The sequence below is a fragment of the Vulcanisaeta sp. JCM 16161 genome, from assembly GCF_001316285.1.
In genome coordinates this window covers 38,005-63,778 of record NZ_BBDO01000008.1, presented here as the reverse complement: position 1 = coordinate 63,778, position 25,774 = coordinate 38,005, and the positions used below count along the sequence as shown (strand labels likewise).

Sequence of the window (25,774 nt, the reverse complement as noted above, 5' to 3'; positions counted from 1 at the left end):
TCGATATATAAGGCACTACGCCTAAGCAATAACCCTAACACCCCTCCTAAATCCAGTCTTCCTCACCACATAGGGTATCAATATTGGCAGTACGACAGTGGCATCCTCAAGAACAAAGGCTTGCCTCGCCGTCGGCTTCACCTTACCCCACGTAATTGCCTCCTTCGGGCGGGCACCACTTAACGACCCATCCCACTCAATAGCCATTGTTATGTAGACCACGTAATCAAGCCCACCGGCAAACTGACTCCACCAAATCACGTGGTGCTTGGATATGCCGCCGCCAATTATTAACGCGCCAAGGGACTTACTTGAGTAAACGATGTCCATTAACTCATGCTCATCCTTAAGAACATCGACCCTGACTTGCCTACCCCCAGTCCTCGCCCTCTGCGTATCGTTGTACGTGAGTATTGCCGTACCGAATGCGCCATCCACAAATCCAGGCACGTAAATGGGTACCCTAGCCCTTGACGCTGCCCTCAGTATTGAATAATCATCATCAATTCTCTTACCCATCTCCCAAAGCAACTCCCTAACACCCCACTCCTCCTTAATTCTGGATAAATCCTCAAGTGCGGAATGCACGAATTTCTCAATTAATGGCCCATAATGCTCCTTCCTAACTGCAACATTGCCAATCCTGTGAATACCAGCCTTACTCATCTCAACATCATCAACATCGAAGTAACTCTGGTAATACTTACCACCCATTGACTTGGCTATGTCATGGTCCAGGGTTCCGGCCGTCGTGATTACTACGTCCGCAAAACCCCTCTCAATAAACTTAGCTATTAGGCCTCGGAGACCAGTCGAGATCAGGTTTGCCGTGAAGGAGAGAAAGACGGTAGTATTCGAATCACTATACATACTTAACAATACGTCAGCAGCCTCGGCTATGTACCTACCCTGAAAACCTCCGATTCGCCTATAAGCCTCTATTAAATCATCTATCGTGCTTATTCCAACATCTAGATCGTAAACCTCGCCCGATATGAATGGCGAACCACTCATTGAATGATGCAGGTTTACCAATTTTTAATGTTTTACGAATTTAAATTACTTAATGACCCTTACCTCCTTAATAAGTCCCTGCTTCATCAGCTCACTCACTATATTCCTAACGCTCCTTATCGTCAATTGTGTCTTGTTCGATATTTCCTCAATAGACCTATTACCATCAATTAACTCGAGAATTTCCAAGTATTTCTCATTGAGCTGAGTATTCTTCAATTTATCCTCTAAACCCTCAACGGTACTGGTATTTCAAGGCCAGGTATTTTGTATAGGTAAATCTTATGGCTCCTCCACTCCTCGTATAGATCCTCTACGATTAACGGTTTCCAACCAGGAACCTCAAAGTCATGAGACACAACCCTAGTACTGGGTTTTAACTCACGCTCAAGCTTAGGCCTTATCCTCTCATTAACGCTTGTAAGTAGGTACATCGTAACCACATCGGCCTCGGACAAGTCCTCCTCAAAGAAGTTTCCGTAAATCACACGAATTCTATCCTCAAGCCCTAGGTCCTTAACCCTCCTAAGGGTTTGTTCATATAGATCCTTCCTAATTTCAATGCATGCTGCCTGTGCGCCGAATTCCCTGGCTGCCATTATTACGATCCTGCCATCACCGCAACCAAGATCATAAACAACCTCATCCCTCTTAACATTGGCTAATTGAAGCATTCTCCTGACCACGACCTCTGGCGTGGGTACGAATGGAACATCGTAGGGCATATTGAAATACGCAAAAAAAGCTGGGGCTATATATATCCTTCTCCAGTGCGTCTTTATAATAATCATCGAAGTCGCTCACGGACTTACGTCACCAACCCTATTTATTATCTTTACCTTAAGCCCCTCACTATCGTAATTAATATCTAGGTCAATGGCGCCCTTCTTCTTAAGAATCCTAATCGCATCAATTAATAATTGTCTCTCCTGTGGTGTTACCCTGCTTAACGCATCATTTAGGTCCTCAGAATTATTAATTACGTCCAGGTACTTCCTTAACAATGCCGAGTTTAAATTAATAAATGGTGAATTCCCCTCAAGCATGAGCTCGTGAATCGCCGAGTCCGTGATTGAGTATATGCTTATTAATACGTCTGATAGTGATACGCATTTGGTTATTACATCGTTTATTAATGACGACAATTCCGATAATTCAGGATACTTAGTCTCTAGCCTACTAATTAATATCCTCAATTCACTCATTTTCTCAATTAAGTCCATGTATACGCCGTAATTAGGAACAAAAATTAAACTAACCACTAAATAACAACGAAATATAGTAAGTCAGCGCAGAATCCTGACCAACCTACTTGATACCGAAGGATGTGACGCAAAGACACCAAACCTTCTACTTACCAACTCATTATGCAGTTCCTTCCAGGTAACCCTAATAAGCGCCATGGCCAAGCTTCTCCTATGTACGAACCTAAGTGCATACTTATCCGCCGAATACTCGCTCAATTTCATTACGGAGACTATGCCGAATACCTCAAGGAGTATTGCAGCCATGAGTATTGGTATTGCCGGTAGGCTCATTAATGGGATTATATAGGTTATTAATGCAATATTCACCAGTTGAGCCAGCGATATTAAAAAGAGCGTCTTCGCAGAATCTCCATGAACTATATGACCAACTTCATGCATTATTACGGCGGCCAACTCATCAGTGCTTAGGCATGACACAAGCCTTGAGGTTAGGACTATGTAATTAATACCAGGCAGTCCTATAGACGCCGCATTGCATTGATTTACATTAACTAGGTAAATACCATAGTTATTTCTAATCCCCAATTTACTGATTAGTGAATTAATGTCAATATACTCCTCATAGAAATTTTGTGGTTTCGTCCTAACATCATTAACTAACGAGATTAGGAACCTCCTGATCTCGCTTAACGATCTAGTGTTCTCTATTCTAGATAAAAGCCGTAGGGCCTCATTAAACCTCCTCTCCTCAAAATCCCCATATTCCAGGACGAATTTTATAATTCGTGAATTCCTTAAATCACCGTGCCTTACCCTTAGCTGGAGAACGTATGAATATATTATTGGTATGAGGAGCGGTGATAAAAGCAGTATTAGTATTAGGTGTATTGACGGTATTACATTGATGATCCTCAGTACCGCAACGATTATTGATAATGCCATGATAGATACCAACATAAGTCCTATCAAACCAATTGACGGTGAATAGGCCCTCGGCAGGTCATTAACCCTATAAATTCTATTATCCCTCTGCACCAGCAGTATTGTTATTCTACGCATGCCATCGGTGCCCAGGTACCTTAGGACCAGGGCATTCACGAGATCCCTCATTTTACCTCGTCCTCTCACCCTAACCTCATGATTAATGCTCAACTCAGCATCTCCATTATTTCCATGCACCATTAATTTAGCGGTATCACCATTTATCTCCTTAGTCACGTATGTCAACTCAGCAATCCTCAGCAAGTAATCTTCTACGTAATTGATTATGGATTGAGGATCTTTAATTAAATCACGGATTACCCGATATGTTTTTATTCCCACCATTCGTGGCTGTCTGTGCCAGGTTTATTTTTTTGGGCATTAGTTAATTCCCTCAGCATATTTATACTTGTATTACTTCTCCTTGCCGATTTATAACCGTCGATGAAGGATAATATCTCATGAACGTTGTTATGCTCAAGGATTAACCAGAACTCTGTATTCCTCATTATACCGTAAACCTTACCTCTGGCACTCCTCTTAATAACCCTAATGAGGCCGAGCTCAACGAGCTCCTCAAGGAAATTCCTAACTATCACAGACTCTGAGCGTGGACTTTTCCTAGTCCAGATTGATATGTCCTGGGCAACCTTGGCGGGTCTGAAGGTTATTAATTGACCCTTTGCGTTAAGAACCATGTCCTTTAACATCTGGAGTATTAGGATTTTCACCTTCTTTGTATCCACCATTAAATTTTCCGAGACCGTCATTAGGGCACCAGGGTTCTCGTATATATCTACTTAAATAAATAAATTGAGAATTGGAGACACTCTCGTAATAAATAAACGCTAGAGTTTCATGAAATCCCTTTATAATCAACCGTGTAGGTTATTTTTCAATTTACCATCAAGCTCCAGTATCTTTTCAATGAGTTTCTCGTCTGCGTCTAGTATTCTTTCTATTTCATTAACCTTATCACGTAAATTGGCAACCTCCCTTTCAAGTTCCATTACCTGCTTTCTAAATAAGGAGTCACCGTTGCTAATAGTTGAGTCATTAATTAATTCGGACTCATTATTAGGGCTAACCTGCTTCGCGGATGCCCTACCATCATCGCCATTACCCAGATTCACACTTGCCTTAGTATTAATGGCTTTAACCTCAGTCCCATCATTACTTACTCTACCACCTAATCTTTCATTAAATCCTCCATTGCCTGTTGAAAAGGTGGCTTCCTGCGACGACGCATTTCTTAAATCATTAGACCCCCTAATGATTATGTGGGTTGGTTCGATAATCGCCCTCAAGGGCCTTACCTTAGTGACACCCTTACTCGTTATTACTATTGCTTCCTCCGTGGACATCTCATTTAATTTATTAATTAAGTTCCTGGAAAAAAACCACACCCTCATCCAGGAGTTCGGGATTTATCTTAAATAGCACTACATTGCAATGCTTTAGTATTGATGATTTCGGCACGGCATTGCTCACAAGGATGGTCCTTAAACCGTACTTTGCCAACTCCATTATTATGTGATCAATAATTGAGTAACCGGGACCGCCCATGTCAAGTAGATTTTGAGCCTCCTCAATGATTAATACATGCTTAACGCCCTTCTCTATCAAGCCCCTCCTCATGTAATGCATGTATAGAGCGGCTAGTATTAATGAGGAGACAAGTCTCTTCTCCTCAATAATCGTTAGGTCACTGAGGTCTATGACAGCATCGCCCTCCATGAGCGATTCAATGCCTATGATGCCCTTGCCGATATTCATTGCCGAGTACTCAAGTCTCCTCAATATGGCTGCCTTCATCTCGGCCTCTGTCCTCGTGTTTACGAGGTAATTATCTATCTTACTTATTAAGTCATTAAAGCTTGTATAATTACCATCGCGGATCATCCTATATAGCATGTACATACTTGGCTCATTAAGCCCCAGGCCGAAGCTAGGATCTCGGTTAATAACTTCGGCGGTATCTTCTCAAGGTCTATGTTAATTGCAGAGGTTGGTAATGTCGGTAATAATCCTGCATATTCACCGTGCCAGTCCAACACGGTGACCACGTACTTTCGACTGAGCTCCTTAATCATGGCTTTAACCAGGAGGATTTACCACCCCTGGTAGGGCCTAGTATGCATAGATGCTTATCGAGCGGTACCCTGTAGGGTATCATGATGCGCGTGCCTACCGTAACCTTATCTCCAGAGAATTCCCTCGCTAATGATGCAATGGCTAATGAGGCAGGTATTGCTACCGCAGTAATACTTAACACGTCCATAGACTTCATTATGAAAATCCCAACAGGACTTATAAGGCACTATAATGAACTCATTTATTTCCATAATGATGCATTTAGGAATTGAGACAGCCTCAACGGCTTCATCCTGGACACGAGCCACTTAGGCATGTACCTCCTGTAGCGGTAGAATCTCCCATCAAGCAGTACAGCGACCTTTCTATGCCTATCCAAGTCCCTCAGTAACCTACCAATTATCTGCGTAGTCGTTGATACGGCTGGGAATAAGTAGGTGGTCGTGAATCCATTGATCCCTAGCCTTCCGTAATAACGGGACTTTAGGAAACTCCATTGACTATATTGGGGCAGTGGAAACCCTATGATCATGACGCCGACCAGTTCCTGCTCAAGGAAGTTAACGCCTTCACCAATTGGGTTTTGCGCATACGTTATTATTAGTGACTTAGTAACCCTAGCATTCTCCTTGAACGCCCCAATGGCATTCACAGCTTCAGAACTATCCCTAAGCACGAAGGTCGGTACTCCCCAAACTGGTGGGGCGTATTTGCTAACATAGGTGCTTAGGTACTCAATGCTTGGGAAGAAAATGGCTAAACCACCGGTTGGTGGTGACGAATCAATAAATGCCTTAATACTCCTATTAACGATTTCCAGGTACTCCCTCAATAACCTATTCCTATGCGTGAACTCAACATCCACTATGGAGATGATTGTTAGGTTTTCCCGGTATTCCATTGGCAGGGAATCCACTGCCACGTAGTATGATGGCTTAGAGTAAATGCTCATAATGTAGGAGAATCTCTTGCTAATGGAGGCCGTTAGAAGGAGGGCCTTTTGTGACTTCATTATTAAATCGTGGATGGGCTTAAGCGAGAGGCACCTAAGCCTGACCAGCTTACCGTCATACGTAAATGCGCATAGGTCATTTCCAAAGTGCGTTAGTATTTCAATAACCTTATCATTAATTAATTCCGACCCCTTTAGTAAGTCATCAATGTCAAACCTCCTTAAAACCACAACCTCCCTTTGCGGTACGTAATTACTCACCCTATCAAGCAATTTGCTGGCTATGTCATTACCATGCAGCGCCCACTGCCTTAACTCATCGAGGTTTATACCTATTGATTCCTCAAGACCAGCGGCAACATTATGGAACTCATCAATTATTACAAGGGGTTTATCCCAGGTATTGATTATGCTCATTACTTTACCATAAAGTTCAGGGCTCGATAGGTATGCGTGGGTTGATATGACTATGGGTAATTGATGGGCAAGGGCCTCATTAACCTCGTATGGGCATAAACCATCATTAAATAAGTCAAGGGGATTGCAGGTCATTATGGGTGCCGTTACCTCGGTCTTCCAAACCCTACACTTACCGCTTAACCTATATAGTAGGCATTGCTTAGAGTTACGTGCACTAAATGGGCACATTAATTCCCTGCCAAGGAACAATGATGCCCTATCCCTAATACCGACCTGCCTTGCGAATTCACAAAGCTGCAGCGCCTCTGCCCTAGACCTAGTTATTATTAATACTTGACCACCATCATCAACCCACCTCTTAGCCACTGCTACCGCTATCCTAGACTTACCAAAGCCTGGATAGGCATTTAGTAGGACTATATCCTTCTCCCTCAATATTGAGTATACGTAATCAGTAATATCCATTACTCAGTATAATTATGCTCAAACCAATTAATTAGGCACTGATTTATGCTGATGGCTCGTAAATCCTCGTCTTGGAACCCTCAAGGAACTTCTTCTTTATGTTCTTCATACTCTCAAGAGCGTTATCAATTGCATTAAGCACCCTCGGGTCCGTCTTGACCTCATCAAGGTCCTTACAATTATTTAAAATCTTCTCAAATAAATCATCAACTATCTTATCAGGGAGTCTCTCGAGAGCCTCTCCATAGATCCTTGGTAATTCATTACTTATGAACTTCACGACATCATCAATGTCCTGCCAATTATCCTCAGCCTGCCTAATTATCGATAATATAGTCTCTAGGCTATACCTCTCATCAGCCGATAGCTAGAGTCGTCAAGCTCCAGGTAAGCCCTGTTTAGGCAGTACCTAACAAACCTGTAGATTAATGGGTTTATGTTGAGTGCCGACATCGAGTTACGCAGTAATGGCTCTTTAAAAACCTATACTTAACGCCCCAGCCCTATAAGTTCAAAATAAATTAATTTATAGGAGTGACTACCACGAAGCTTGGGGCCTTGATAGACACACATGCCCATTTAAGTAGGTGGGATGTGTACGAACACGCGGATGAGCTAATTGATGAGGCTCGTAGGGGTGGATTATTAGCCATAATTAATGTGACCATGAGACTTAACGAAGTGGGCAATGCCCTGAATCTCGTGAATAGGCATAGTGGGTTCGTCTATACAGCGTTGGGGTATGACTATGGGGGTTTCGATATTAGGGAGGTTCAGGAAATCACTAGGATCATTAATGAGAGGAGGGATTTAATTGTTGGTATTGGTGAGGTCGGGCTCGACTATAGCGTTGTTAGAGATAGAATGCTTAGGGAGATTTCACGGCACATATTCACCAAGTGGATATTACTGGCTAAGGACCTTGACCTACCATTAATAATCCATTCAAGGGATGCCGAGGATGACGTTATTAAATTACTGAGTAAGTACGGACCCGTTAAATGCATAATGCATGCATTTAATGGCAGTAAGGAGCAGGTAATGAGATTACTCGAACTTGGTTGTTACTTCTCAATACCACCAACCATAACCAGGTCGAGACAAAAGAGGGATCTAGCCATGGTACTACCCCTAAATCGAGTACTCCTTGAAAGCGACACGCCAGAGCTTGGGCCTAGCCCTGATGAGGCATCGAGACCTGTTCACATTAGGGTTGTGTTGATGGAGCTCTCAAAGATTCGGAACGTTGACCCAATAGAACTGGGTAATATCATTGTTGAGAATACATTATCGGTGTTTCGATTGGGTAGGAGGTGAGTCAGTCCTGCGTGGTCTCTTCATTGGTCATCTCTCCGGTCCTCATCACTCATTTAGTACTTTCCTGGAGGTAATAAATAATTTATTAACCCGTCATGGTTATTAGTTGAGGAAATACCATGAGGATTATTGATAGGGTTATTGAGGTATTGAGGAATAGGGGGTTTAGGATTAGGATTATCCATGACGATTCAGTGAAGGCGGACCTTAATAGGTTAAGGGCTAAGGTCTGGGTCGTTCCTGGAGATTACTTCCCATGGTGGTCGAACCCGCTTGACATGATTGAGGAGCTTGAGCTTAACGATATCAATGCATTGTTTGTTGTTTCTGAAAGGCCTTACGTAATCAGTGATTACATAGTTAATAATTTGTCAAGGGCGCGTTATTGGTTTAATAAGGAATTGAATATTAAGGTATACACAATAAACATTGATAGGCTTGAGGAGGATCTTGAGGATGGCATTAACCTTGCAATAACGAACTTCTATAGGGAGGCCAGTAACGTAGTACTGATGGGGGATGCCTGCCCAAGCTGTGGCTCACCAATGACCCTAGTATACTCCTCAAGGTATTACTCACGTAGGTGGAGGACGTGGGTTAATGAGTATGTTGAGGTTTGTGATAAGTGTAGGGTAATTTCACATAGGTTAATTCTTTCATGATTATAATGGTGGGTTTTACTCGAAAATAATACTTATTAACCACTAAAGTGATAACCTATGGAAGCAGGTTTTATGCCCGATTTGCCATTTATGCCCTTAGATGCGAGGTTTGCCGATGTGCTTGGATTAATTGATACACTCGCCAATGAGTTTAAGGGGCAGGCCGACATATTCATGATTGCGAAGGAGATGGAGTCCGACATTGATGACTTGATGCCCGCGTTAAATGCCGCCGTATATCTTGGGTTTGTTGAGGTTAAGGGCGGTGATGTGAAGATAACAAATGAGGGTAGGGAATTCCTAAACGCTAAAATTAGTGATAGGAAGAAAATACTTCGGCAAAAACTGCTAAACCTTGAGCCATTTCATACGGCCTATAGCCTGGGATTGCATAAGCCATTCACGATTGATGACCTTATCGAGGAACTAAACGAGAAGGGCTATGTGGAGGCCAGGGAACCAGGTATTAGGCACCTACTCGAGATATTACTGGCCGAGTGGGGTGTATTTGCAGGTATGCTTAAGAAGAGGGGTGACATGTACATTGCAATACCGTGAAGTTAATCACTTATTTACCTTTACGAAGACCATTCCCGAAACAATGACCTCCTCAATAACCCCATCATTTAGTAATTGATTATAGATCAAACGCCAATTATCAGAGACATTACTACTAAGCCACTCCTCAAACTGCGGCTTCGGCATCATCCCCTGAATCTCACTCCTCATCTTATCCACAATCCTCTGAAGATTTAACTTATTCCTACCATTACCCAAATCACCAATGCCGTTCCTGGTATTATCAGTTACGGCATTACCAATAATCCTCCTCTTTATGTAAAACGTGCCGTCTAACGTACTATACATTACCTCGAAGAAACCGGACCTACTTAATTTATTAATCAAGTCCATATTTATTTTTACACCTAACAGGTGCTCCACTTCATCAACACTAACCCACTTATCATCGACAACCTCTATTAATCTCCTTATTAAATCGTCACTTATTGCCAATGTCATGCGGTAAGTATTGCGTGCTAATATAAATCTTAAATAATTAATTTAAAAGGAGCAATTAATGATCACATCATTCAAGGTACCCATCGTACTAGTGATTGGTAGGGTCGGTAAGGAGTTGGCTGTGTGGAGCATTGATGGGACTACCACGACATTAGGCAGTGTTAATGGCATTGAACTTATTGAAGAGCTTAAGGTGGATAGGCAGGTGGTGGGTCACGTAGCCATCGCATCCTTTGGTCAGTATGTGATTAAGGCCATGGACATGGGCAGTAGGTACGGCTCATACACATTAAGTGAGGACTCCCTAGTTAGAATACCCGGTAGGGGTGGCGTCGACCTTAGGAAGTACAGTGACTGGGTCACCATAAGGAATGCCTTCATACTGATTGGAGACCCAAATTCCGGGTATTCCGATTATTACCCATTAATATGCCCATACAGGGTTGGAGATACGTTATTCATAAACACGGGATACGTGAGTTCAGGGAGTATTAAAACGGTATTAACGATACTTGGCATTTTACGTAATTACGCCAGCGTGGGTCGAGTTAATGCGTCATGCATGTGTAGAATACCGTCAATGCCCCTGGAAATAGCACTACTGAGCGGTGATAAGTACTTATTGGTTAGGACGTACCTCAATGAAGGACAGACAATGGTGGGTAATAAATACCTGGTTTTACTGACTAAGGGTGGTAACGTAATTAGTAAGTACTCGGCAAATGATGACCCGATCGATATCGTTGCTAAGATGATAAGTGAGATGAGGAGTATCTAGTGAAGTGTAAAAGTAAGGATTAATAGTGACAATGCTTTGTATTAACCCGTGAGTATAAGCACAGGCTTGAGTTTGCCGTTGAGAATGTATTGCCAATAATAAGGAGCCTAGTTGCCAAGAAGCTACTCGAGAGTGGGTATAGCCAACTTAGGGTGGCTAAGATACTTGGCGTAACGCAACCGGCGGTTAATAGGTACGTGAGTAGGGATTACAATGAATTACTCAGTAAGGTTGAATCCCTGGGCATTAGCAGGGATTGGGTGCTTGAGGTTGTTAAAAACGTTGTAGAGTTAATACTAGGTGGTAGGGAGTATGAAGCACTTGAATACCTAACCAACGCCATATTAATGGAACTGGGCTCCTTAAGAATGTGCGACGCCCATAGAAGGCTTGTTCCTTCATTACCAGCGAATTGTAATGTATGCTCGGTATTAATTACGGGTATTTCGGATTCGATAATCAGGAATGTGGAGAGGGCATTATCAATTCTTGAGGCTCACCCCGAGATCCAGGCCGTGATACCGAGGGTCCTCATGAACATTGTTGAGGCCAAACCGGGCGCGATGATGGAGGACGACGTTGTTGGCGTTCCTGGCAGGATTGATGCCCATGATGGGAGGGTTATCATAGGGTCGAGGCCCATCTATGGTGGAAGTAGGCATTTGGGTAGGTTAATTATTAAGTGCATGAGTGCGAACCCCAGGTACAGGTCTGTGGCGAGTATTAAATATGACGATAAGATAGAACGCGTGCTTACGGAGTTAAATATGCGCTATGCCAAGGTCGGTCCTCATGAAAGCTCCAATGAGGATGAGGTGATTAATGCCGTAACCAACTCACTCATTAAGGACCCCACGTTAGAGGCTGTGATTGACCTAGGTGGTTATGCACTGGAGCCAGTTACCTATGTATTTGGCCTGGACTCCGTGGACGTAGCATTAAAGGTTATTAGAATCGCCTCAAGAATAGCCTAAGCCTTCACCTTACTAATTAGGTAGCTTACGATATACTTAGCAGGGTTGATCCCGGTGGCCCTCTTGAATCCCTGCCAGGACATTGTTGGGTTAACCTCAAGTATGAAGTACCCATCTCTGGTCTCGGCAATATCAACACCACCATAATCAAGCCCAAGGACCTGAATAGCCTTTAACGCCAATTCACTTAATTCATTGGTAACTCTGGTGGGTTCCGGCTTGGCCCCCTGGGCAACATTGCTCTTCCATGTAATGCCCCTCCTAAACTCGGCGCCTATAACCTCATTACCAACAACCACAACCCTGTAATCGCCATTACCAACCTTATCAAGGAACCTCTGCACATACATTGGCTTGTTCAGGTTTGTTAAGTAACTGAATATGTGCATGGCGACATCAGCATCATCAACCTGAAAAACTCCAAAGCCCATGGCACCCCTAATCTGCTTAACCACAGACCTACCGAACTCCTTAACCGCGTTATAGGCAACGAACATGTTTTCACTAACCACGGTATCAGGCACTGGTAACCCGTGCTTAGCCAATAACATTAATGATATGAACTTATCACTAGCCATCATCCAATTCATCACGGGATTCATCACGTAGACACCACCAAGTTCAAGGGCCCTAACAACCCATAACCTATGTACAAACTGCTCAAAATCCCTAATCACCCTATATGCCTAAGTATTGCACCTGATACACTCAACTCCTCATAATTGGACCTACCAATTAATTGATAATAATCAATACGGCCCCTACCAAACCTAACACCAACCATATCAATGTAGATCCTCCTAACTCTATGGCCCAGTGACCTAATGGCATCCTCTAGATCAACCACATCCTCAGGGTTATACTCAACCTCATAAGGCCTGATGATGCCGATATCCACATCACGACGCATTAAAAACCTCCTTTTATTAATTAGCCCGGGCAATAATCATTAAAATTGAATAAAGGTATACGTAAAGTAAACGTATACTTACCTAAGCCTAATCCTACTCAAATCAACAGATGCGGGAATAACCCCCTTCCTAAACCTACTCATGTCGTAATTGAGCGGTCTCGTGGCATCAATACCGACCTTGGTGGTTATGCCCTGCACCGGGTCAATAGCCACGGGATCCAGGTAGATCCCCGGGCATAATTAATTATCACTAAGTCCTCATCAGCCCTGAACCTGGTGGCTATGGCCCACTCAACCTCGCTTGGGTCGTCTACGTTTATGTCATCGTCGACAACCACCACGTGTTTAAGGCTTGGGTGTGCCGCGAAGGCCGCCATAATGGCATTTTTAGGATCGCCATCACTCTGCTTCCTAATGGCCACAACCGCGTGTAACCATCCACAACCGCCATCGGTGAGCCTAACAGCTTTAACTTCAGGGACCACATTACTAACGAATTGCCAGATCTTAGCCTCCTTCTCAATACCCATTAGGAGCTTATGCTCGGAATAACCAGCCACAAGGGCCTGGGCGATCAATGGGTCGTCCCTCCTAACGTAAATCCTCGTAATCCTGACAATGGGCTGTTCCCTAACCTCATCGTAGGTACCTAGTACGTCCATGCACGGTCCCTCCCTGGCAGTTTCCTTGGCCGATATGTAACCCTCCATCACAACCTCAGCATAAGCAGGCGCGGGCACTCCATTATCAAGGACCTTAACCTTAAGTGAACCGTCAAGCAGGGCATTGGCCATGTTAAGCTCAAAGACTCCAAAGGGTGGTGATGACGCCGCAGCGACTAAAATGGCTGGGTGTAAGCCCCATGATATTGATATGGGCGTATCCCTGCCAATTTCCTTATTCCTCATGTAAATCCTGTATAAGTGCCTAGGTACAAGCCTAATGACGAACTTATCAGGGCCTATTGGGGTTAGCCTATGGATGCTTGCGTTTAGTATACCGTCCTTAACATCCATACCCACGACAACCGCGCTTGTTAGGCAGGGCCCCGGTTCAAGTTCGAAATACCTAGGTATGGGTAATTTCGACAGGTCAACATTGGGTAATGGGTCATAAACCACGTTGTTAGTCTCGCCCGGCCTGTAGGATGATGCTGCGTCCTCGGCCCAAAGAAGCCTTTTGTAAAATTCAACATCGCTCCTCACATTGAGTGCCCTGTACACCTTATCCCTGGTATTAACGACATTACCAACCACGTGAACTCCCTTAAACTCACGTACATTGGTGAATTCCAGGGTTGGTCCCTTATCGAGTCGCGAGATCACGTAGGGTATTTCGTAGTTAATGCTCAATTCCTCATCAATGAACTTCAGGGCATCCTCACTCCTTAGGTCATTTAGATACTTCCTCAGGTCCATCAATTCGGCATTAATTTTGAAGTAAAATAGTTTTTCCGTGTTGTTAGAATTGGTGTTGTGGTTTTAGTTTTATGCCTATTCCCGGCGTCTCCGGTACGTAGACCTTACCATTCCTTGCGTACATTATTGACTTAGGCTCATCAAAAACATCGAATATGGCACTCCTAAGTGGGTTGTCGGGCGCTGTGTACTCAATCCACATGGTACCAGGCTTGGCGGCGACTAGGTGGGCGCTAACTATCGGCATTAGGTGCGGTGATACTGGTATTCCGTAGGCCCTGGCGAGGGCCCAGACCCTAAGCCACTCAGTAATTCCACCGACATGGCCGACGTCAGGCTGGACTATATCCACGGCCTCGCTCTCGAGCAGTAGCTTGAAGTCGTAGATCGTGTGATGCTGTTCACCTGCAGCAATCGGTATCCCGCAAGCCCTCTTCAGTCTCTTATAACCCTCGAGATTGTCAGGGTGCACGGGCTCCTCAACCCAAAACAACTCATACCTCTCCCACTTTCTACACATCCTCATTGCCAGGTTCAAGTCGTAAGTCCCATTTAGGTCAACCATCAACTTAACATCAGGACCAACAGCCTCCCTAACAGCCTTAATGCGTTCGGTGGCCTCCTCAGGGCTAACGGCCGTTAACGAACCCCTAATCTTAACGGCATCAAAGCCCTGCCTAACATACTCAAGGGCCTTGGCCGCAAGCTCCTTAGGTGGTAGTTGATGGGCCGTGTTTGCGTATGTAGGCACCTCACTCCTATAACCACCGAGCAACCTCCAAAGCGGCTTATTAGCCTCCTTAGCCAGTAAGTCCCAGATGGCTATGTCAACACCACTAATTGCGTGAATCACGAAACCCCTCCTACCCCATCGAGTAAGTCTCTGAAACAACTCATCCCAGATTGCCTCATACTCGGTTGTGTCCCTGCCAACAACAAACCTAGCAATAACCCTCCTAATGAACTCGGCGAGTAGGTCTGAGAAGTAGACACCCTCCTTAATGTGGTGGTAATCAGTCACATAGCCAATACCCTCACTACCATCCTCACCAACAACCTTAACAACAACCATATCATTCGCAGACCCGAAGTCTGGGATCTCAAGCCCAGCCCTAAAAACCCCAACCCTAACCTCCCTAATCCTCACAATACTATGAATCATTCCTGACCTTATAAATAATGTTGGCTATGACTTATTCAACACTTATCGGGCCTTAACCTGCTCAAATATTGTGTAGCCACATTTACCACAGGCCCACCTAGCACTGGGACCTTGTGATAAGCCATTACTGAACCACACCTTGGGCAGATTCTCCTTAGAAACTTTATGGTACCCTTCTCATAGTCAACCTCATACACGTGTGCGCCCTTGCCTTAACCTCCTTTGGCACAGTCATGGGCTTAACGCATCCCTTATAAAGATTTTTCCTTCATGGACCTTAACCATAAATCCTTATAAGGACTTAATGACTTACTCTTACGATGATTGATGTGGCCAGGGCTGAGCCGTGATGTAAGGTCTCCCTTCCTGATAATCACCATAATGATAACCACTTCGCATTACCATACTCCTCAAGCACGTCTTGATAAACCTTCTTAGTCCACCTGGCAATTCTATCCCAGGTATACCACCTAAGTACGGAGTCCCTCGCATTCCTTGCAATCCCTCTCCTCAACTCATCATTACTAAGTAATACCTTAGCTGCGTTTATTATCTCATCAACGTTATTTGGCGACACCTTAATACCATTGTACCAATCGCGCACAATCTCATCAGGCCCTCCAACTCTTGTCGTTATTACCGCTAGACCCGCGGCCATGGCCTCGAGTATTGTTATTCCAAAGGGCTCATACCTACTTGGTAATATTGCTAGGTCTGAGACCTTTAGTATTGAGTAGAGGGTCTCGTCGTCAACCCTGCCCGTGAAGTACACCTTACTCCAAATGCCCCAATCATGGGCCAACCCCATTAGGTACTCCCTCATTGGCCCATCACCAACAACGAGAAGCTTCAGATTCCAATTCCACTTTAGTAGTTCCTTAAACGCAGCCAGCACCAGGTCGGGCCCCTTCTCATGAACAAGCCTACCCACAAAGACTATTATCTTCTCATTAGGCATTGCGTACAAGTCTCTAAAGCCGGGCTTTACGCCAACAGCGTCTATGTAAGTTACGTCAATGCCATTGGGTATCATTACTAGCTTATCCTTTGGAACGCCATGCACCGAGGAGACCTCGTTCATCATGTAATTACTGCAGACAATGACCTTCCACGCCTCATACGTCGTCCTCCACTCCCATGAGTGAATTATAAACTGCTCCTCATTGTGAATACCACCACGTCTGCCGGCCTCTGTGGCGTGTATTGTAGCGATCAGGGGCTTATGAAGCAGGTGCTTAAGTGCAATGCCCGCGGGCCCCGTTAACCAGTCATGAACGTGTATTATGTCGAACCTCCACTCATCATAAAGCCTTAGGGCCTCCTCAATCATTTCCTCATTGAAGTTCAGAACCCACGTGATGAAGCCCGTGGACCTAAACCTAAATGGATCAACCCTCCTAACGTGAACGCCCTCAACCTCCTCAGAAGGTGGTGAGCCGGGTAGTGCTATGCTCATAACCGTAGTATCAATGCCGTCCCTAACCAGGTGCCTAGTAATGTGATAAACATGCCTTCCCAACCCGCCCACCATGTGGGGTGGGTATTCCCAGGACAGGTGGAGAACGCGAATTACCACGAATATTAGCTCCCAGGCTTATTTAAAAGTAAGATTCTACGGTAAGTGGGTGGTGGGTGACCGTGTAATAAAATTTAAAATTAATGGGGAATAACTTACCGTGTGAAGATCGTACTCGTCGCTGTGCCAGGTAGTGGTAAGTCCACAACATTGAAGTTCGTTAAGGAGATGCTCCCTGACATAACCATCGTTAATTACGGCGATTACATGCTTGAGATTGCAAGGAGACAGTACGGAATTACCAATAGGGATGAGATGAGGAAGAAGCTACCAGTGGAGGAGTATAGGAAGGTTCAGGAACTTGCGGCTGAGGAAATCGCGAAGTTGCCTGGGGACGTAATCATAGATACCCACGCAAGTATTAAGGTCCAGGGCGGTTTCTACCCGGGTCTTCCCGACAGGATAATAACGAAGCTAAAGCCCGACGCAATAGTCCTCATGGAGTTCGACCCAAAGGACATCCTTGAGAGGAGGGCTAAGGACGTGGGTCTTAGAGATAGGGAGCAGGAATCGCCTGAGGACATTGAGATGCATCAATTAGCCAATAGATACTACGCATTTGCCGCGGCCAATGCTGGCGAATGCTCGGTATACATCCTAGACTTCAGGAGGAGACCTCAGTCAAGACCCTTCGAACATGCGGAGATAGCTGCGAAATTCATAGTCGATTTAATAATGAGGAATAGGGGTACGAAGCAATAGGCGGTTTATTCTTCGATGCGCGAAATGCTTAAAATAAATGGGGTTCTTCGAATGGTGTATGAAGGCGTTAATCATTGTTGCCGACACATCGTATGAGGGGGAATATTCAATGGCAGTACAGGCGCTTAGGCAGTTGGGTATGGAGGTTAGTACAGGGTTAGTAAGTAAGACCGTCAATGTCAACTTCGACATTGACATAACGGATAGGTTAAGCGAGGATGTACTTAATGGTTATGATGTCGTGGTCTTCATAGGCGGTTATTGGGCTTACTATGCCGTTACTGGTAAGGAAATGCCCGGTAAAGTCAAGCCCATGGTTAATAAGGAGGTTTTCGAGGGGTTACTTACCCAGTCAGTGAGTAGTGGAAGGAAGACAATACTACCTCTGGCAACCCCTGCCTACGCAGCCAAGCTTGGCTTATTAAGGGGTAGGAAGGCAACGGTTTACCCAACCACGGACTTAATAAGCATTCTCAGGAATAATGGTGTTGAGTACGTGAATGAGGATTTCGTAATTGACGGTAATGTCGTAACCCTTAAGAGGGTAACCGTAGAACTCCTTACTAAAGCCCTTGGTAAATAATCATAGCGTTAGAATTTATTGATTTAATAACGCATTGAGAGCAAAGAAATAGTTTAAATTTACCCATTACCTCGCCTAAATTAATAATGGCTTCGGCACAACGTAAGGCATTAGAGATGTATGAGATTCCTAGGGTCGTGGTATTTGGACCCAACGCTATTGGTAAAGTACCCGAGATATTGGGTAAGGTGGGGCTTAATGGATTAAGGGGCTTAATCCTTATTGGCTCTCACTTTGGTAAGCACCTAATTGATAAGATAGAGTGTAGGACCTGCGATGTTGAGGAGGTTGATGAAATAAGCCTGAGAAAATTATTGAGTTATCAAATAGGTACGCCCACGTTACTGACTATATAATAGCCCTTGGTGGCGGTAGGATAATCGATTTTGGAAAGGCCATGGCCTACATAATGAATGTACCCTACGTATCAATACCGACGATAGCGTCCCACGATGGCATAGCAAGTCCATACGTATCTCACATACTTCAACTTGACCTTAATAAGTATGGAGTTGGTAAGGTGCAGAGGTCTCCAATAGCCATTATTGCGGATACGTCAATAATACTCGAGGCGCCAAGGAGGTATCTACTGGCCGGTATTGGTGAGTTAGTTGGTAAGTTAATAGCTGTTAAGGACTGGGAATTGGCCGTTAGAGTTAAGGGCGAGGAATTCAGCGAGTACGCGGCAGCCCTTGCCAGGGACAGCGCATTAATAGTCCTTAGGAATAGGGATAGGTTGAAGGTTCATAGTGAGGAGGGCGTTAGGATAGTGGTTAAGGCATTACTCGGCTGTGGAGTTGCCATGGCCATTGCCGGTAGTTCAAGGCCATGTAGCGGTTCTGAGCACCTATTCAGCCATGCAATAGACCTGCTGGCTAGGGAGAGGGGATTCAGACCCGCACTGCATGGCGAGCAGGTGGCACTTGGCGCAATAATGATGGCTTACCTACATGGCATGAAATGGAGGAGGATTAAATCATTCCTGCAGAGCCTAAACATACCGGTCACGGCTAAGGAACTCGGCCTTGACAGGGATGTGATAATCGACGCGCTGACGATGGCGCATAACGTAAGACCCGATAGGTTCACAATACTCGGGGCCGGCTTAACGCGTAAGGCCGCTGAGAATCTAATAGAGATTACGGGCATAGCTTAGTTTAGACAATTCTGATTAATACGTAGCTAAATACGAGACCGACAATTATCGACACTACGAAGCCGATCACCAACTCGTTGAAGTACCTCAGGTTTATTATTCTAAACCTGTGGGCTGCGCCGACACCGACTAAGCCGAAGGACGTGGTTACCGTGACGGGCATCGGCACCGAGTATAGAGTCCCGATCTCCATGGCCATGAACGAGAATAGCTGGACCGTGAAGCTGGTCAGTGGGCCTATCGTGAATAGGCTAGTGCTGAGTTTGTACAATGTTCTCCAGCCAATTAATAATACACCAAGTATTGAACTAATGATGATTAGTAATAAGCCCCTACTGCTAAAGTTTAGTAATGCCCATAGTAGTCCGAGGTTATTTGCGCCGAAGGAGAATGATAGCAGGAAGATCGTGATTACGGACAATGCTCGGTAAATACCCACGTATTTAAACGATAACCTTGAAAATACGCCTAGGAACTTATAGAGAATGTACGAAAGCAACATGACTATTATTGGTAGTGATAACCAGTAACTAAGCACGAGGACTGCATTACCCATGATACGCCCCAGCGCTAATGATGCACCAACTAGGCTCGCGTATAATGACCCCGTTAATGACATGGGCACCCTCATACTCTCACCAATTAGGAATATCACTATAGTAACTGCCATAGCCACCATGCAATATCGCCGCTCACTACATTAGCCCTCATGTACGTTCCCTGCAACCACAGGCCAAGTATATAGCCGAGCAATGCAATTACTATGGCATACTTATAATCAATAGACCTGGAACCAACTGCGGCGCCTGCATTAGCCGATAGGTTATTACCGGAGACTAGGAATGATAAGAAAAATGCCAGTATGTAATCAATGAGTAGTGAGTACGCCATACTGGGCAGGTATAACCACGAAATTACTTTTTAAACTCAACCCACGTTAATTACCTACTCCTCAAATCATTAATTATCAACTCAGCAACCCTCTTACCGCTCATTATCATTGAACCAAATATAGGCCCCATCCTTGGCAATCCATAAACAGCGGCAACGGCCATGCCAGTCACGTAAAGGCCCTCCATAACCCTACCCGTGTACTTAACAACCAAATCCTCAGCAACCGAGCGTACGCCGACCTCTCACCAGGCACTTTTAGGCCAAGGTCTGGGTTCTTCCTCGCAGCTACCGTCACGACCTCCGCATCGTGCCCTGTGGCATCAACGACAGCCTTAGCCTCTATGAAGAATGGGTCTGTGTGTATATTGGCCATTTGTATTGATGACCAATAAACAGCAAGACCGGCAATCCTCGGAGGATTATCCCTAATTATGACATCCTCGACATTAATACCAAGCAAAAACTTGGCGCCCGCATCAATGGCCCTGGTCGCCAGCTTAGCCATCATTTCAGCGGGGTCGATAACGAACAAGCCGTCACCCATGTCCTGAAGCCTAACGCCAAAGTCCTCACTGAGGATTTCAGAGGCTGGATACTCAACCACTATGCTAGGTAGGTGACTGGCGGCGCCGCCGATACCACCACCGAACGAGAACCTCCTCTCCAGCACAATGGTCTTTAAGCCAGCCCTAGCCAGGTAGTAAGCCGCGGTCATGCCCGACGGTCCAGCACCAACAATAGCCACATCAACACTCGAGTACTCATCAAGTATTTTCAGGCGCTCCTCATTATTGCACGGGTTATGCCCACCTCCGATATTGATACGCCAGCCATATAATCACCGAGTTATTAATAATTAATAAGCAAGTTATAAATATTCCCTTAGCAAAATCCGTAGAGAAAGGAAAGAAATTGAATACAACAAATTCCGACCAATTTGTGACAGGTTACAAGATAAATTATAAACTAAAGATAATTGAAGATAATTGAAAAGTTAGACTACTAACAACTTCATCTAAGGCCCACAAACCAAAATAAAACACAACCATCAACAACCTGCGTGGCGCCCCGGCGGGATTTGAACCCGGGTCTGCGGCTCGACAGGCCGCCATACTAGACCGGGCTATACCACCGGGGCTGCGTAGTGATTGGCTTTGTTGAGAATTTAAGTTTTTTTTGCCTTGGCTGTTATTGGCGATGTGTTGGGGGTCCTATGGTTGTTATTTAGTATTTAGGTGGGGTTATGGTGCTTCCTCATTGCTGTATTTCCTATTCCTGTCTAATTATTGACTGAGTAAATGCTTTAAATTGGCAGTTTTCTGTCTTAAGTATGGCGGTGAACGGCATGGGTAGTAATAATATGGGTAGTAAGGAGGATGAGGAGTTGAGTAAGTTGTTGGAGAAGAAGGCTAGGGAGTTGGCTAAGGCAGTTAGTAATGAGCCTGTTGAGTTAAGTGAGGATAATTTCGACGATTTCATAAGGAGTAGGAAGGTCGTGGTTGTTGATTTCTGGGCTCCGTGGTGCGCGCCGTGTTTCCTGCTTGAGCCAATCCTAAAGGCTTTGGCTAAGGAAATGCCGTGTGTTGGTTTTGGTAGGTTGAACACACAGGAGTGGCCTGACGTTGCCGCTAAGTATGATGTAATGAGCTACCAACCGTGATAATATTTAGGGATGGTGAGCCGGCAGACTTCGTGGTTGGCGCGGTACCTAAGAAGATTATCGCTGATAAGATAAGGAGGGTTCTTAATGAGAATTGAAAGTCGTTAAATTTAAACTTCTAACCTCACGGTAAATCACGAATACCTACCTAATATTCTCCTCCCTCTCCACCTCACCCAGTGACTTATCGAGCACGTCAATTGCCTTGTCAATATGTTCCTGCTTAACGGTAAGTGGTGGTGCGAACCTAATTACGTTGCCATTCCAACCACTAGTCACGAAAAGCACGCCCCTCTTTAACGCCCTGTTAAGGCATATATCGCTGGTCTCCTTAGTCGCGGGTTCCTTTGTCTTCCTGTTCTTAACGAGTTCAATACCAATCATGAGCCCTAGCCCCCTAACCTCGCCGATGAGTGGGTGCTTGTCGTAGAGCTCCATTAACCTCTTCATTGCGTACTCACCCATTCTCTTGGCGTTGTTCAGTAACTCCTCCTTATGCATATTATAGTAGTCGACGGTTGCCTTAACCGCGGCCATTATCAGTGCCGAGGCGCCAAAGGTTGAGTGCTCATCATTTAACTGCATTGCTGAGGCAATCTCCTTCCTGGTCACCACGCTGAGGCGGGTAACCCACCAGTCATGCCCTTAGCCGCGACAACAATGTCGGGCTTAACATTGAATTGTTCAAAGGCCCAGGTGGTGCCCGTCCTACCCATGCCGCTTTGGACCTCGTCAAATATTAGCAGTATACCGTAGGTATCGAGGACCTTCTTCAACCTCTCAAAGAAGTCCATTGGTGGTACTACAATACCGCCAACGCCCTGTATTGGCTCTGTGACTAGGCAGCACACGTCCTTAATGGCCACGTAATTAATGTAGTACTCTATGGTCTCGACAGCGGCCTTACCGCACTCCTCCGGTGGCATGTCGCCGAATGGGCACCTGTATGGGTATGGGAATGGGGCTATCAATGTGCCTGGTGGTAATGGGCCGTATTCCTTCCTCCTCATTCCATGGTATGAACCGGTTAGGTATGTCCTGCCGTGATAACCACCCATTAGGTACATCACGTACGTATTCTTCGTATATCTCTTCGCAATCTTAAGCGCCAACTCAATACCCTCAGAACCACTTAACTTGAAATGGACCTTATTATACATGTTCCTATCAGGGAATAAGCTCAATACCGCCTTTGCCGCGTTAAGCAGTTCCTCCGTATACCAGTTATACCCATTGCCAGCAATCAAGCGCTTTGCCGTTTCAGCAATTGCATCAGCAAGCCCCGGTGGGTTATGGCCGAGTAATGCCGTGGTAACTACGGTCATGAAGTCCAGGTATGTATTACCATCAACATCATAAACATAGATATCGCGGGCCTCCTTAACGACTATCCTATGTGTTGGGTATAAATTCGTCATTAAGTACTCATCTAGTTCCTTAAGGATTTCCTCAGACCTTCCCATTAAGCTAATTAAATGCCCACTACTTTTAAGCTTAATCTACTGGTTATTTCCTTTCATAAGGTATATAATATTTTTTTCCATAATATCTTCAATGTTTTTGAGAGAAATTTTTCATAATAATGCATAATCTATAAAAATACATAGATTATTTACTCATTTAGAAAGGTTTTTAAGAATCAACCTTAGATAGGCTCGATCACTATGGAGGAGCAGAAGGCACAGACGCAAGAGGGTAAGGTTGTTTCTGAAGCTTCATTAACGATTTCGTCACCACTTGATCTATTGTTTAATCCAAGGTCAGTCGCAATAATTGGGGCTACGCCCAGGGAGAATAGCGTTGGTGGTGTCATTACCAAGAACCTACTCACTAAGTTTAAGGGTAAGGTCTACCTGGTTAACCCTAAGTATGATGAGGTCAATGGCGTTAAGTACTACAAGTCAATACTTGATATCCAGGACAGCATTGACCTGGCAGTCATAGTGGTCCCAGCGCCAGCAGTGCCTAAGGTCGCCGACGAGTGCGCAAGGAAGGGTGTTAAGGTTACGATAATAATTAGTGGTGGTTTTAGTGAGGTTGGTGAGGAGGGCGCTAAACTCGAGGAGGAGTTGAGGAGGGTTGTCCAAGGTCGCATCAGTCCTTGGGCCTAATTGTATTGGTGTTTATAATGCGTTTAATGGCCTTGACACGTTCTTCCTGCCTGAGGATAGGATGGGTAGGCCTAGGCCGGGCCCTGTGGCGTTAATTAGCCAGAGTGGCGCCGTGGCCGGCGCAATACTTGATTGGGCAGCCAGGAGGAATATTGGCGTTGGACTAGCCGTAAACTACGGAAACAAACTCGACATTAACGAGCCCGAACTCCTTGAATACTTTGCTAGGGATAATAGGGTTAAGGTCATTGTGATGTACATGGAGGGGCTGAAATACCCAGGTGAGGGTAAGAAGCTTCTTGAGGTTATGAAGGAGGTATCCAGCGTTAAGCCAATAGTCGTTTATAAGGCGGGTAGGACTAAGGCCGCCTCGGGTGCCGTTAAGTCTCACACGGCGGCCTGGCGGGTAATTACGAAATATACCACGCAATGCTGAGGCAGGCTAACGTCATTGAGGCGGATAATTTAACGGATGCCTTTGACATGGCCAAGGCCCTGGCGACGCAGCCATTGCCCAGGGGCAACAGGGTGTTGGTTATAACTGATAGTGGTGGTATGGGCATTCAATCCGTTGATGCCCTTGACATGCGTGGGCTACAGGTTCCGGAATTATCCGAGAGCCTTCAGGAAATACTAAGGAAGCAATTGCCGCCCCTAGCCGTTACCCGCAACCCGATTGACTTAACTGGCAGTGCCACGGATGCCATGTACAAGTTCGTGCTGGACACGGTACTACCAACGAGCTACGTAGACATGGCATTGATAATAGCCCTAATGCAGATACCGGCCTAACGGCTAACCTGGGTAATTACATAATTGAGGCCAAGAGATTTAATAAGCCAATAGTCGTGGTTAGCTTTGGTGGTAATGAGTACGTGGCTAAGTTCGAGGGTCACCTTGAGGAGAATGGAATACCCGTTTATCATGCACCGCACAGGGCTGCTAAGGCTCTATGGGCCTGTATGAGTATTCAAAAATAAAGGGTGTGGCGAAGGAGTGGTGGTGAGTATGAATCCAATAATTGCGAAGGCACTTGAGGAGGGTAGGTATAAACTACTTGAGCATGAGTCCTTCGAATTACTTAGGCAGTATAACATACCAGTCCCTGACTTCGCGCTTGTGCAGGACATTAATGAAGCGCTTAAGGTGGTTAAAGACATTGGCTACCAGTGGTGCTTAAGGTCGTTTCTCCAGACATAATACATAAGTCAGACGTTGGTGGCGTAATACTAAATATAAGCAATGATGATGAGCTAAGGAGCGCCTGTGATAGAATTAGGAATAACATTAAGGAGAAGGCGCCATATGCCAGGATCAGCGGCTTCCTCGTACAGAGAATGGTACCCGAGGGCCTAGAGACGATAATTGGCGCAACCAAGGACCCGATATTCGGCCACGTAATAGCCTTCGGGCTTGGTGGAGTAATGGTTGAGGTTCTGCAGGACGTGAGTTTCAGGATTGTGCCCATCACCGAGGAGGATGCCAGGGCGATGGTCAGGGAGATAAAGGGCTACAGGCTCTTTAATGGTTATAGGAACATGCCAGTGAGGGATGAGGAGGCCGTGATTTACATAATAACGAAGTTCTCGGAGCTCTTGTCCGATAATCCAAACATTGTCGAGGCTGACCTAAACCCAGTCATTGTGCTCGAGAGGGGTAAGGGTGCGTACGCGGCCGATGCTAGGTTCATAATAGGGTCTGTGTGAGTTCGTGA

General features: G+C 45.1%; 27 protein-coding genes, 1 tRNA gene and 7 pseudogenes. 12 read left to right on the top strand and 23 right to left on the bottom strand.

The window, feature by feature from the left end; genetic code table 11:
- Nucleotides 1-21: 21 nt before the first annotated feature.
- From JCM16161_RS10950 to JCM16161_RS18315, 11 genes and pseudogenes are all read right to left on the bottom strand, one after another.
- On the bottom strand, nucleotides 22-1,014 hold the full coding sequence (locus JCM16161_RS10950; protein WP_243671453.1) for a deoxyhypusine synthase: 993 nt from the start codon (nucleotides 1,012-1,014) through the stop codon (nucleotides 22-24).
- A 45-nt stretch (nucleotides 1,015-1,059) separates the two neighbouring features.
- Nucleotides 1,060-1,739, bottom strand: a pseudogene (locus JCM16161_RS10945) (class I SAM-dependent methyltransferase).
- Between the two features lie 75 nt (nucleotides 1,740-1,814).
- Nucleotides 1,815-2,276, bottom strand: coding sequence for a hypothetical protein (locus JCM16161_RS10940; RefSeq protein ID WP_243671452.1), 462 nt, complete (start codon nucleotides 2,274-2,276; stop codon nucleotides 1,815-1,817).
- A gap of 24 nt (nucleotides 2,277-2,300) precedes the next feature.
- Nucleotides 2,301-3,467, bottom strand: a complete 1,167-nt coding sequence (locus tag JCM16161_RS10935; RefSeq protein WP_243671451.1) for a M48 family metalloprotease — start codon at nucleotides 3,465-3,467, stop codon at nucleotides 2,301-2,303.
- Between the two features lie 68 nt (nucleotides 3,468-3,535).
- Nucleotides 3,536-3,973: a hypothetical protein gene (locus JCM16161_RS10930; protein ID WP_243671450.1), complete on the bottom strand. Its 438-nt coding sequence runs from the start codon at nucleotides 3,971-3,973 to the stop codon at nucleotides 3,536-3,538.
- Between the two features lie 105 nt (nucleotides 3,974-4,078).
- The gene (locus tag JCM16161_RS18335) at nucleotides 4,079-4,567 is read right to left on the bottom strand and encodes a hypothetical protein (protein ID WP_243671449.1); all 489 of its coding nucleotides are present in this window, start codon (nucleotides 4,565-4,567) and stop codon (nucleotides 4,079-4,081) included.
- Between the two features lie 13 nt (nucleotides 4,568-4,580).
- Nucleotides 4,581-5,117 (bottom strand): hypothetical protein, encoded by a 537-nt coding sequence (locus JCM16161_RS18330; RefSeq protein WP_243671448.1) that lies wholly within the window; start codon nucleotides 5,115-5,117, stop codon nucleotides 4,581-4,583.
- Entirely contained in the window at nucleotides 5,102-5,269 is a 168-nt protein-coding gene (locus JCM16161_RS18325) for an ATP-binding protein (protein WP_243671447.1), read from the bottom strand. Before JCM16161_RS18325 ends, JCM16161_RS18330 begins: the two co-directional genes overlap by 16 nt.
- Nucleotides 5,270-5,292: 23 nt before the next feature.
- Complete coding sequence (locus JCM16161_RS18320) at nucleotides 5,293-5,493, bottom strand: hypothetical protein (protein WP_243671446.1); 201 nt, start codon at nucleotides 5,491-5,493, stop codon at nucleotides 5,293-5,295.
- Between the two features lie 45 nt (nucleotides 5,494-5,538).
- On the bottom strand, nucleotides 5,539-7,134 hold the full coding sequence (locus JCM16161_RS10920) for a helicase (RefSeq protein ID WP_054855858.1): 1,596 nt from the start codon (nucleotides 7,132-7,134) through the stop codon (nucleotides 5,539-5,541).
- A gap of 43 nt (nucleotides 7,135-7,177) precedes the next feature.
- Complete coding sequence (locus JCM16161_RS18315; RefSeq protein WP_243671445.1) at nucleotides 7,178-7,414, bottom strand: hypothetical protein; 237 nt, start codon at nucleotides 7,412-7,414, stop codon at nucleotides 7,178-7,180.
- 254 nt (nucleotides 7,415-7,668) lie between these two features.
- Between JCM16161_RS18315 and JCM16161_RS10910 the strand changes: the two genes are divergently transcribed.
- From JCM16161_RS10910 to JCM16161_RS10900, 3 genes are all read left to right on the top strand, one after another.
- Nucleotides 7,669-8,451, top strand: coding sequence for a TatD family hydrolase (locus JCM16161_RS10910; RefSeq protein WP_243671444.1), 783 nt, complete (start codon nucleotides 7,669-7,671; stop codon nucleotides 8,449-8,451).
- A gap of 119 nt (nucleotides 8,452-8,570) precedes the next feature.
- Nucleotides 8,571-9,113: a hypothetical protein gene (locus JCM16161_RS10905; protein ID WP_054855857.1), complete on the top strand. Its 543-nt coding sequence runs from the start codon at nucleotides 8,571-8,573 to the stop codon at nucleotides 9,111-9,113.
- A gap of 90 nt (nucleotides 9,114-9,203) precedes the next feature.
- Nucleotides 9,204-9,671 (top strand): AAA-associated domain-containing protein, encoded by a 468-nt coding sequence (locus tag JCM16161_RS10900; RefSeq protein WP_243671443.1) that lies wholly within the window; start codon nucleotides 9,204-9,206, stop codon nucleotides 9,669-9,671.
- A gap of 6 nt (nucleotides 9,672-9,677) precedes the next feature.
- Here JCM16161_RS10900 and JCM16161_RS10895 read toward each other — a convergent pair whose 3' ends face one another.
- Nucleotides 9,678-10,133 (bottom strand): hypothetical protein, encoded by a 456-nt coding sequence (locus tag JCM16161_RS10895; protein WP_054855855.1) that lies wholly within the window; start codon nucleotides 10,131-10,133, stop codon nucleotides 9,678-9,680.
- A 58-nt stretch (nucleotides 10,134-10,191) separates the two neighbouring features.
- On the opposite strand from JCM16161_RS10895, the gene JCM16161_RS10890 reads away from it, so the two are divergent.
- Nucleotides 10,192-10,911: a hypothetical protein gene (locus JCM16161_RS10890; protein ID WP_054855854.1), complete on the top strand. Its 720-nt coding sequence runs from the start codon at nucleotides 10,192-10,194 to the stop codon at nucleotides 10,909-10,911.
- Nucleotides 10,912-11,000: 89 nt separating this feature from the next.
- Nucleotides 11,001-11,885, top strand: coding sequence for a phosphomethylpyrimidine kinase (locus JCM16161_RS10885; protein ID WP_054855853.1), 885 nt, complete (start codon nucleotides 11,001-11,003; stop codon nucleotides 11,883-11,885).
- Here JCM16161_RS10885 and JCM16161_RS10880 read toward each other — a convergent pair.
- The 6 genes and pseudogenes from JCM16161_RS10880 to JCM16161_RS10860 form a co-directional block, all read right to left on the bottom strand.
- Nucleotides 11,882-12,783: pseudogene (locus JCM16161_RS10880) on the bottom strand (RimK family alpha-L-glutamate ligase). The gene JCM16161_RS10885 and the pseudogene JCM16161_RS10880 sit on opposite strands and share 4 nt — an antisense overlap.
- 90 nt (nucleotides 12,784-12,873) lie before the next feature.
- Nucleotides 12,874-13,011, bottom strand: a complete 138-nt coding sequence (locus tag JCM16161_RS18310; protein WP_243671442.1) for a hypothetical protein — start codon at nucleotides 13,009-13,011, stop codon at nucleotides 12,874-12,876.
- A complete protein-coding gene (locus tag JCM16161_RS10875; protein ID WP_243671441.1) occupies nucleotides 12,984-14,216 on the bottom strand; it encodes a UbiD family decarboxylase in 1,233 nt (410 codons plus the stop codon). The genes JCM16161_RS18310 and JCM16161_RS10875 overlap by 28 nt, the downstream gene beginning before the upstream one ends.
- Before the next feature lie 43 nt (nucleotides 14,217-14,259).
- The gene (locus JCM16161_RS10870; RefSeq protein ID WP_243671440.1) at nucleotides 14,260-15,363 is read right to left on the bottom strand and encodes a mandelate racemase/muconate lactonizing enzyme family protein; all 1,104 of its coding nucleotides are present in this window, start codon (nucleotides 15,361-15,363) and stop codon (nucleotides 14,260-14,262) included.
- A gap of 57 nt (nucleotides 15,364-15,420) precedes the next feature.
- Nucleotides 15,421-15,613, bottom strand: a pseudogene (locus tag JCM16161_RS10865) (30S ribosomal protein S27ae).
- A gap of 138 nt (nucleotides 15,614-15,751) precedes the next feature.
- Nucleotides 15,752-16,954: a glycosyltransferase family 4 protein gene (locus JCM16161_RS10860; protein ID WP_054855852.1), complete on the bottom strand. Its 1,203-nt coding sequence runs from the start codon at nucleotides 16,952-16,954 to the stop codon at nucleotides 15,752-15,754.
- A 102-nt stretch (nucleotides 16,955-17,056) separates the two neighbouring features.
- Here JCM16161_RS10860 and JCM16161_RS10855 point away from each other — a divergent pair, with 102 nt between their 5' ends.
- The 4 genes from JCM16161_RS10855 (at nucleotide 17,057) to JCM16161_RS10845 (ending at nucleotide 19,395) form a co-directional block, all read left to right on the top strand.
- On the top strand, nucleotides 17,057-17,656 hold the full coding sequence (locus JCM16161_RS10855; RefSeq protein WP_054855851.1) for an adenylate kinase: 600 nt from the start codon (nucleotides 17,057-17,059) through the stop codon (nucleotides 17,654-17,656).
- 37 nt (nucleotides 17,657-17,693) lie between these two features.
- Entirely contained in the window at nucleotides 17,694-18,239 is a 546-nt protein-coding gene (locus JCM16161_RS10850; RefSeq protein WP_243671439.1) for a DJ-1/PfpI family protein, read from the top strand.
- A gap of 116 nt (nucleotides 18,240-18,355) precedes the next feature.
- Complete coding sequence (locus JCM16161_RS18305) at nucleotides 18,356-18,595, top strand: hypothetical protein (RefSeq protein ID WP_243671438.1); 240 nt, start codon at nucleotides 18,356-18,358, stop codon at nucleotides 18,593-18,595.
- 23 nt (nucleotides 18,596-18,618) lie between these two features.
- Nucleotides 18,619-19,395 carry a sn-glycerol-1-phosphate dehydrogenase gene (locus JCM16161_RS10845; RefSeq protein WP_243671478.1) on the top strand — a complete coding sequence of 259 codons (777 nt, stop codon included), beginning with the start codon at nucleotides 18,619-18,621 and terminating at the stop codon, nucleotides 19,393-19,395.
- A gap of 1 nt (nucleotide 19,396) precedes the next feature.
- Here JCM16161_RS10845 and JCM16161_RS10840 read toward each other — a convergent pair whose 3' ends face one another.
- The 4 genes and pseudogenes from JCM16161_RS10840 to JCM16161_RS10825 all read right to left on the bottom strand — a co-directional run bounded on the left by JCM16161_RS10840 (nucleotide 19,397) and on the right by JCM16161_RS10825 (nucleotide 21,427).
- A complete protein-coding gene (locus JCM16161_RS10840) occupies nucleotides 19,397-20,074 on the bottom strand; it encodes an inorganic phosphate transporter (RefSeq protein WP_243671437.1) in 678 nt (225 codons plus the stop codon).
- The gene (locus tag JCM16161_RS10835) at nucleotides 20,050-20,286 is read right to left on the bottom strand and encodes a hypothetical protein (protein WP_054855848.1); all 237 of its coding nucleotides are present in this window, start codon (nucleotides 20,284-20,286) and stop codon (nucleotides 20,050-20,052) included. The genes JCM16161_RS10840 and JCM16161_RS10835 overlap by 25 nt, the downstream gene beginning before the upstream one ends.
- Before the next feature lie 50 nt (nucleotides 20,287-20,336).
- Nucleotides 20,337-21,106: pseudogene (locus JCM16161_RS10830) on the bottom strand (sulfide-dependent adenosine diphosphate thiazole synthase).
- A 244-nt stretch (nucleotides 21,107-21,350) separates the two neighbouring features.
- Nucleotides 21,351-21,427: transfer RNA gene (locus JCM16161_RS10825), tRNA-Asp, on the bottom strand.
- Between the two features lie 207 nt (nucleotides 21,428-21,634).
- Here JCM16161_RS10825 and JCM16161_RS10820 point away from each other — a divergent pair.
- A complete protein-coding gene (locus JCM16161_RS10820; protein ID WP_243671436.1) occupies nucleotides 21,635-21,949 on the top strand; it encodes a thioredoxin domain-containing protein in 315 nt (104 codons plus the stop codon).
- 144 nt (nucleotides 21,950-22,093) lie between these two features.
- On the opposite strand, the pseudogene JCM16161_RS10815 reads toward JCM16161_RS10820, so the two are convergent.
- A pseudogene (locus JCM16161_RS10815) lies at nucleotides 22,094-23,367 on the bottom strand (aspartate aminotransferase family protein).
- A 306-nt stretch (nucleotides 23,368-23,673) separates the two neighbouring features.
- Between JCM16161_RS10815 and JCM16161_RS10810 the strand changes: the two are divergent.
- Together JCM16161_RS10810 and JCM16161_RS10805 are read left to right on the top strand one after the other, a co-directional pair.
- Nucleotides 23,674-25,040, top strand: a pseudogene (locus JCM16161_RS10810) (CoA-binding protein).
- A 28-nt stretch (nucleotides 25,041-25,068) separates the two neighbouring features.
- Nucleotides 25,069-25,766: pseudogene (locus tag JCM16161_RS10805) on the top strand (acetate--CoA ligase family protein).
- Nucleotides 25,767-25,774 lie beyond the last annotated feature (8 nt).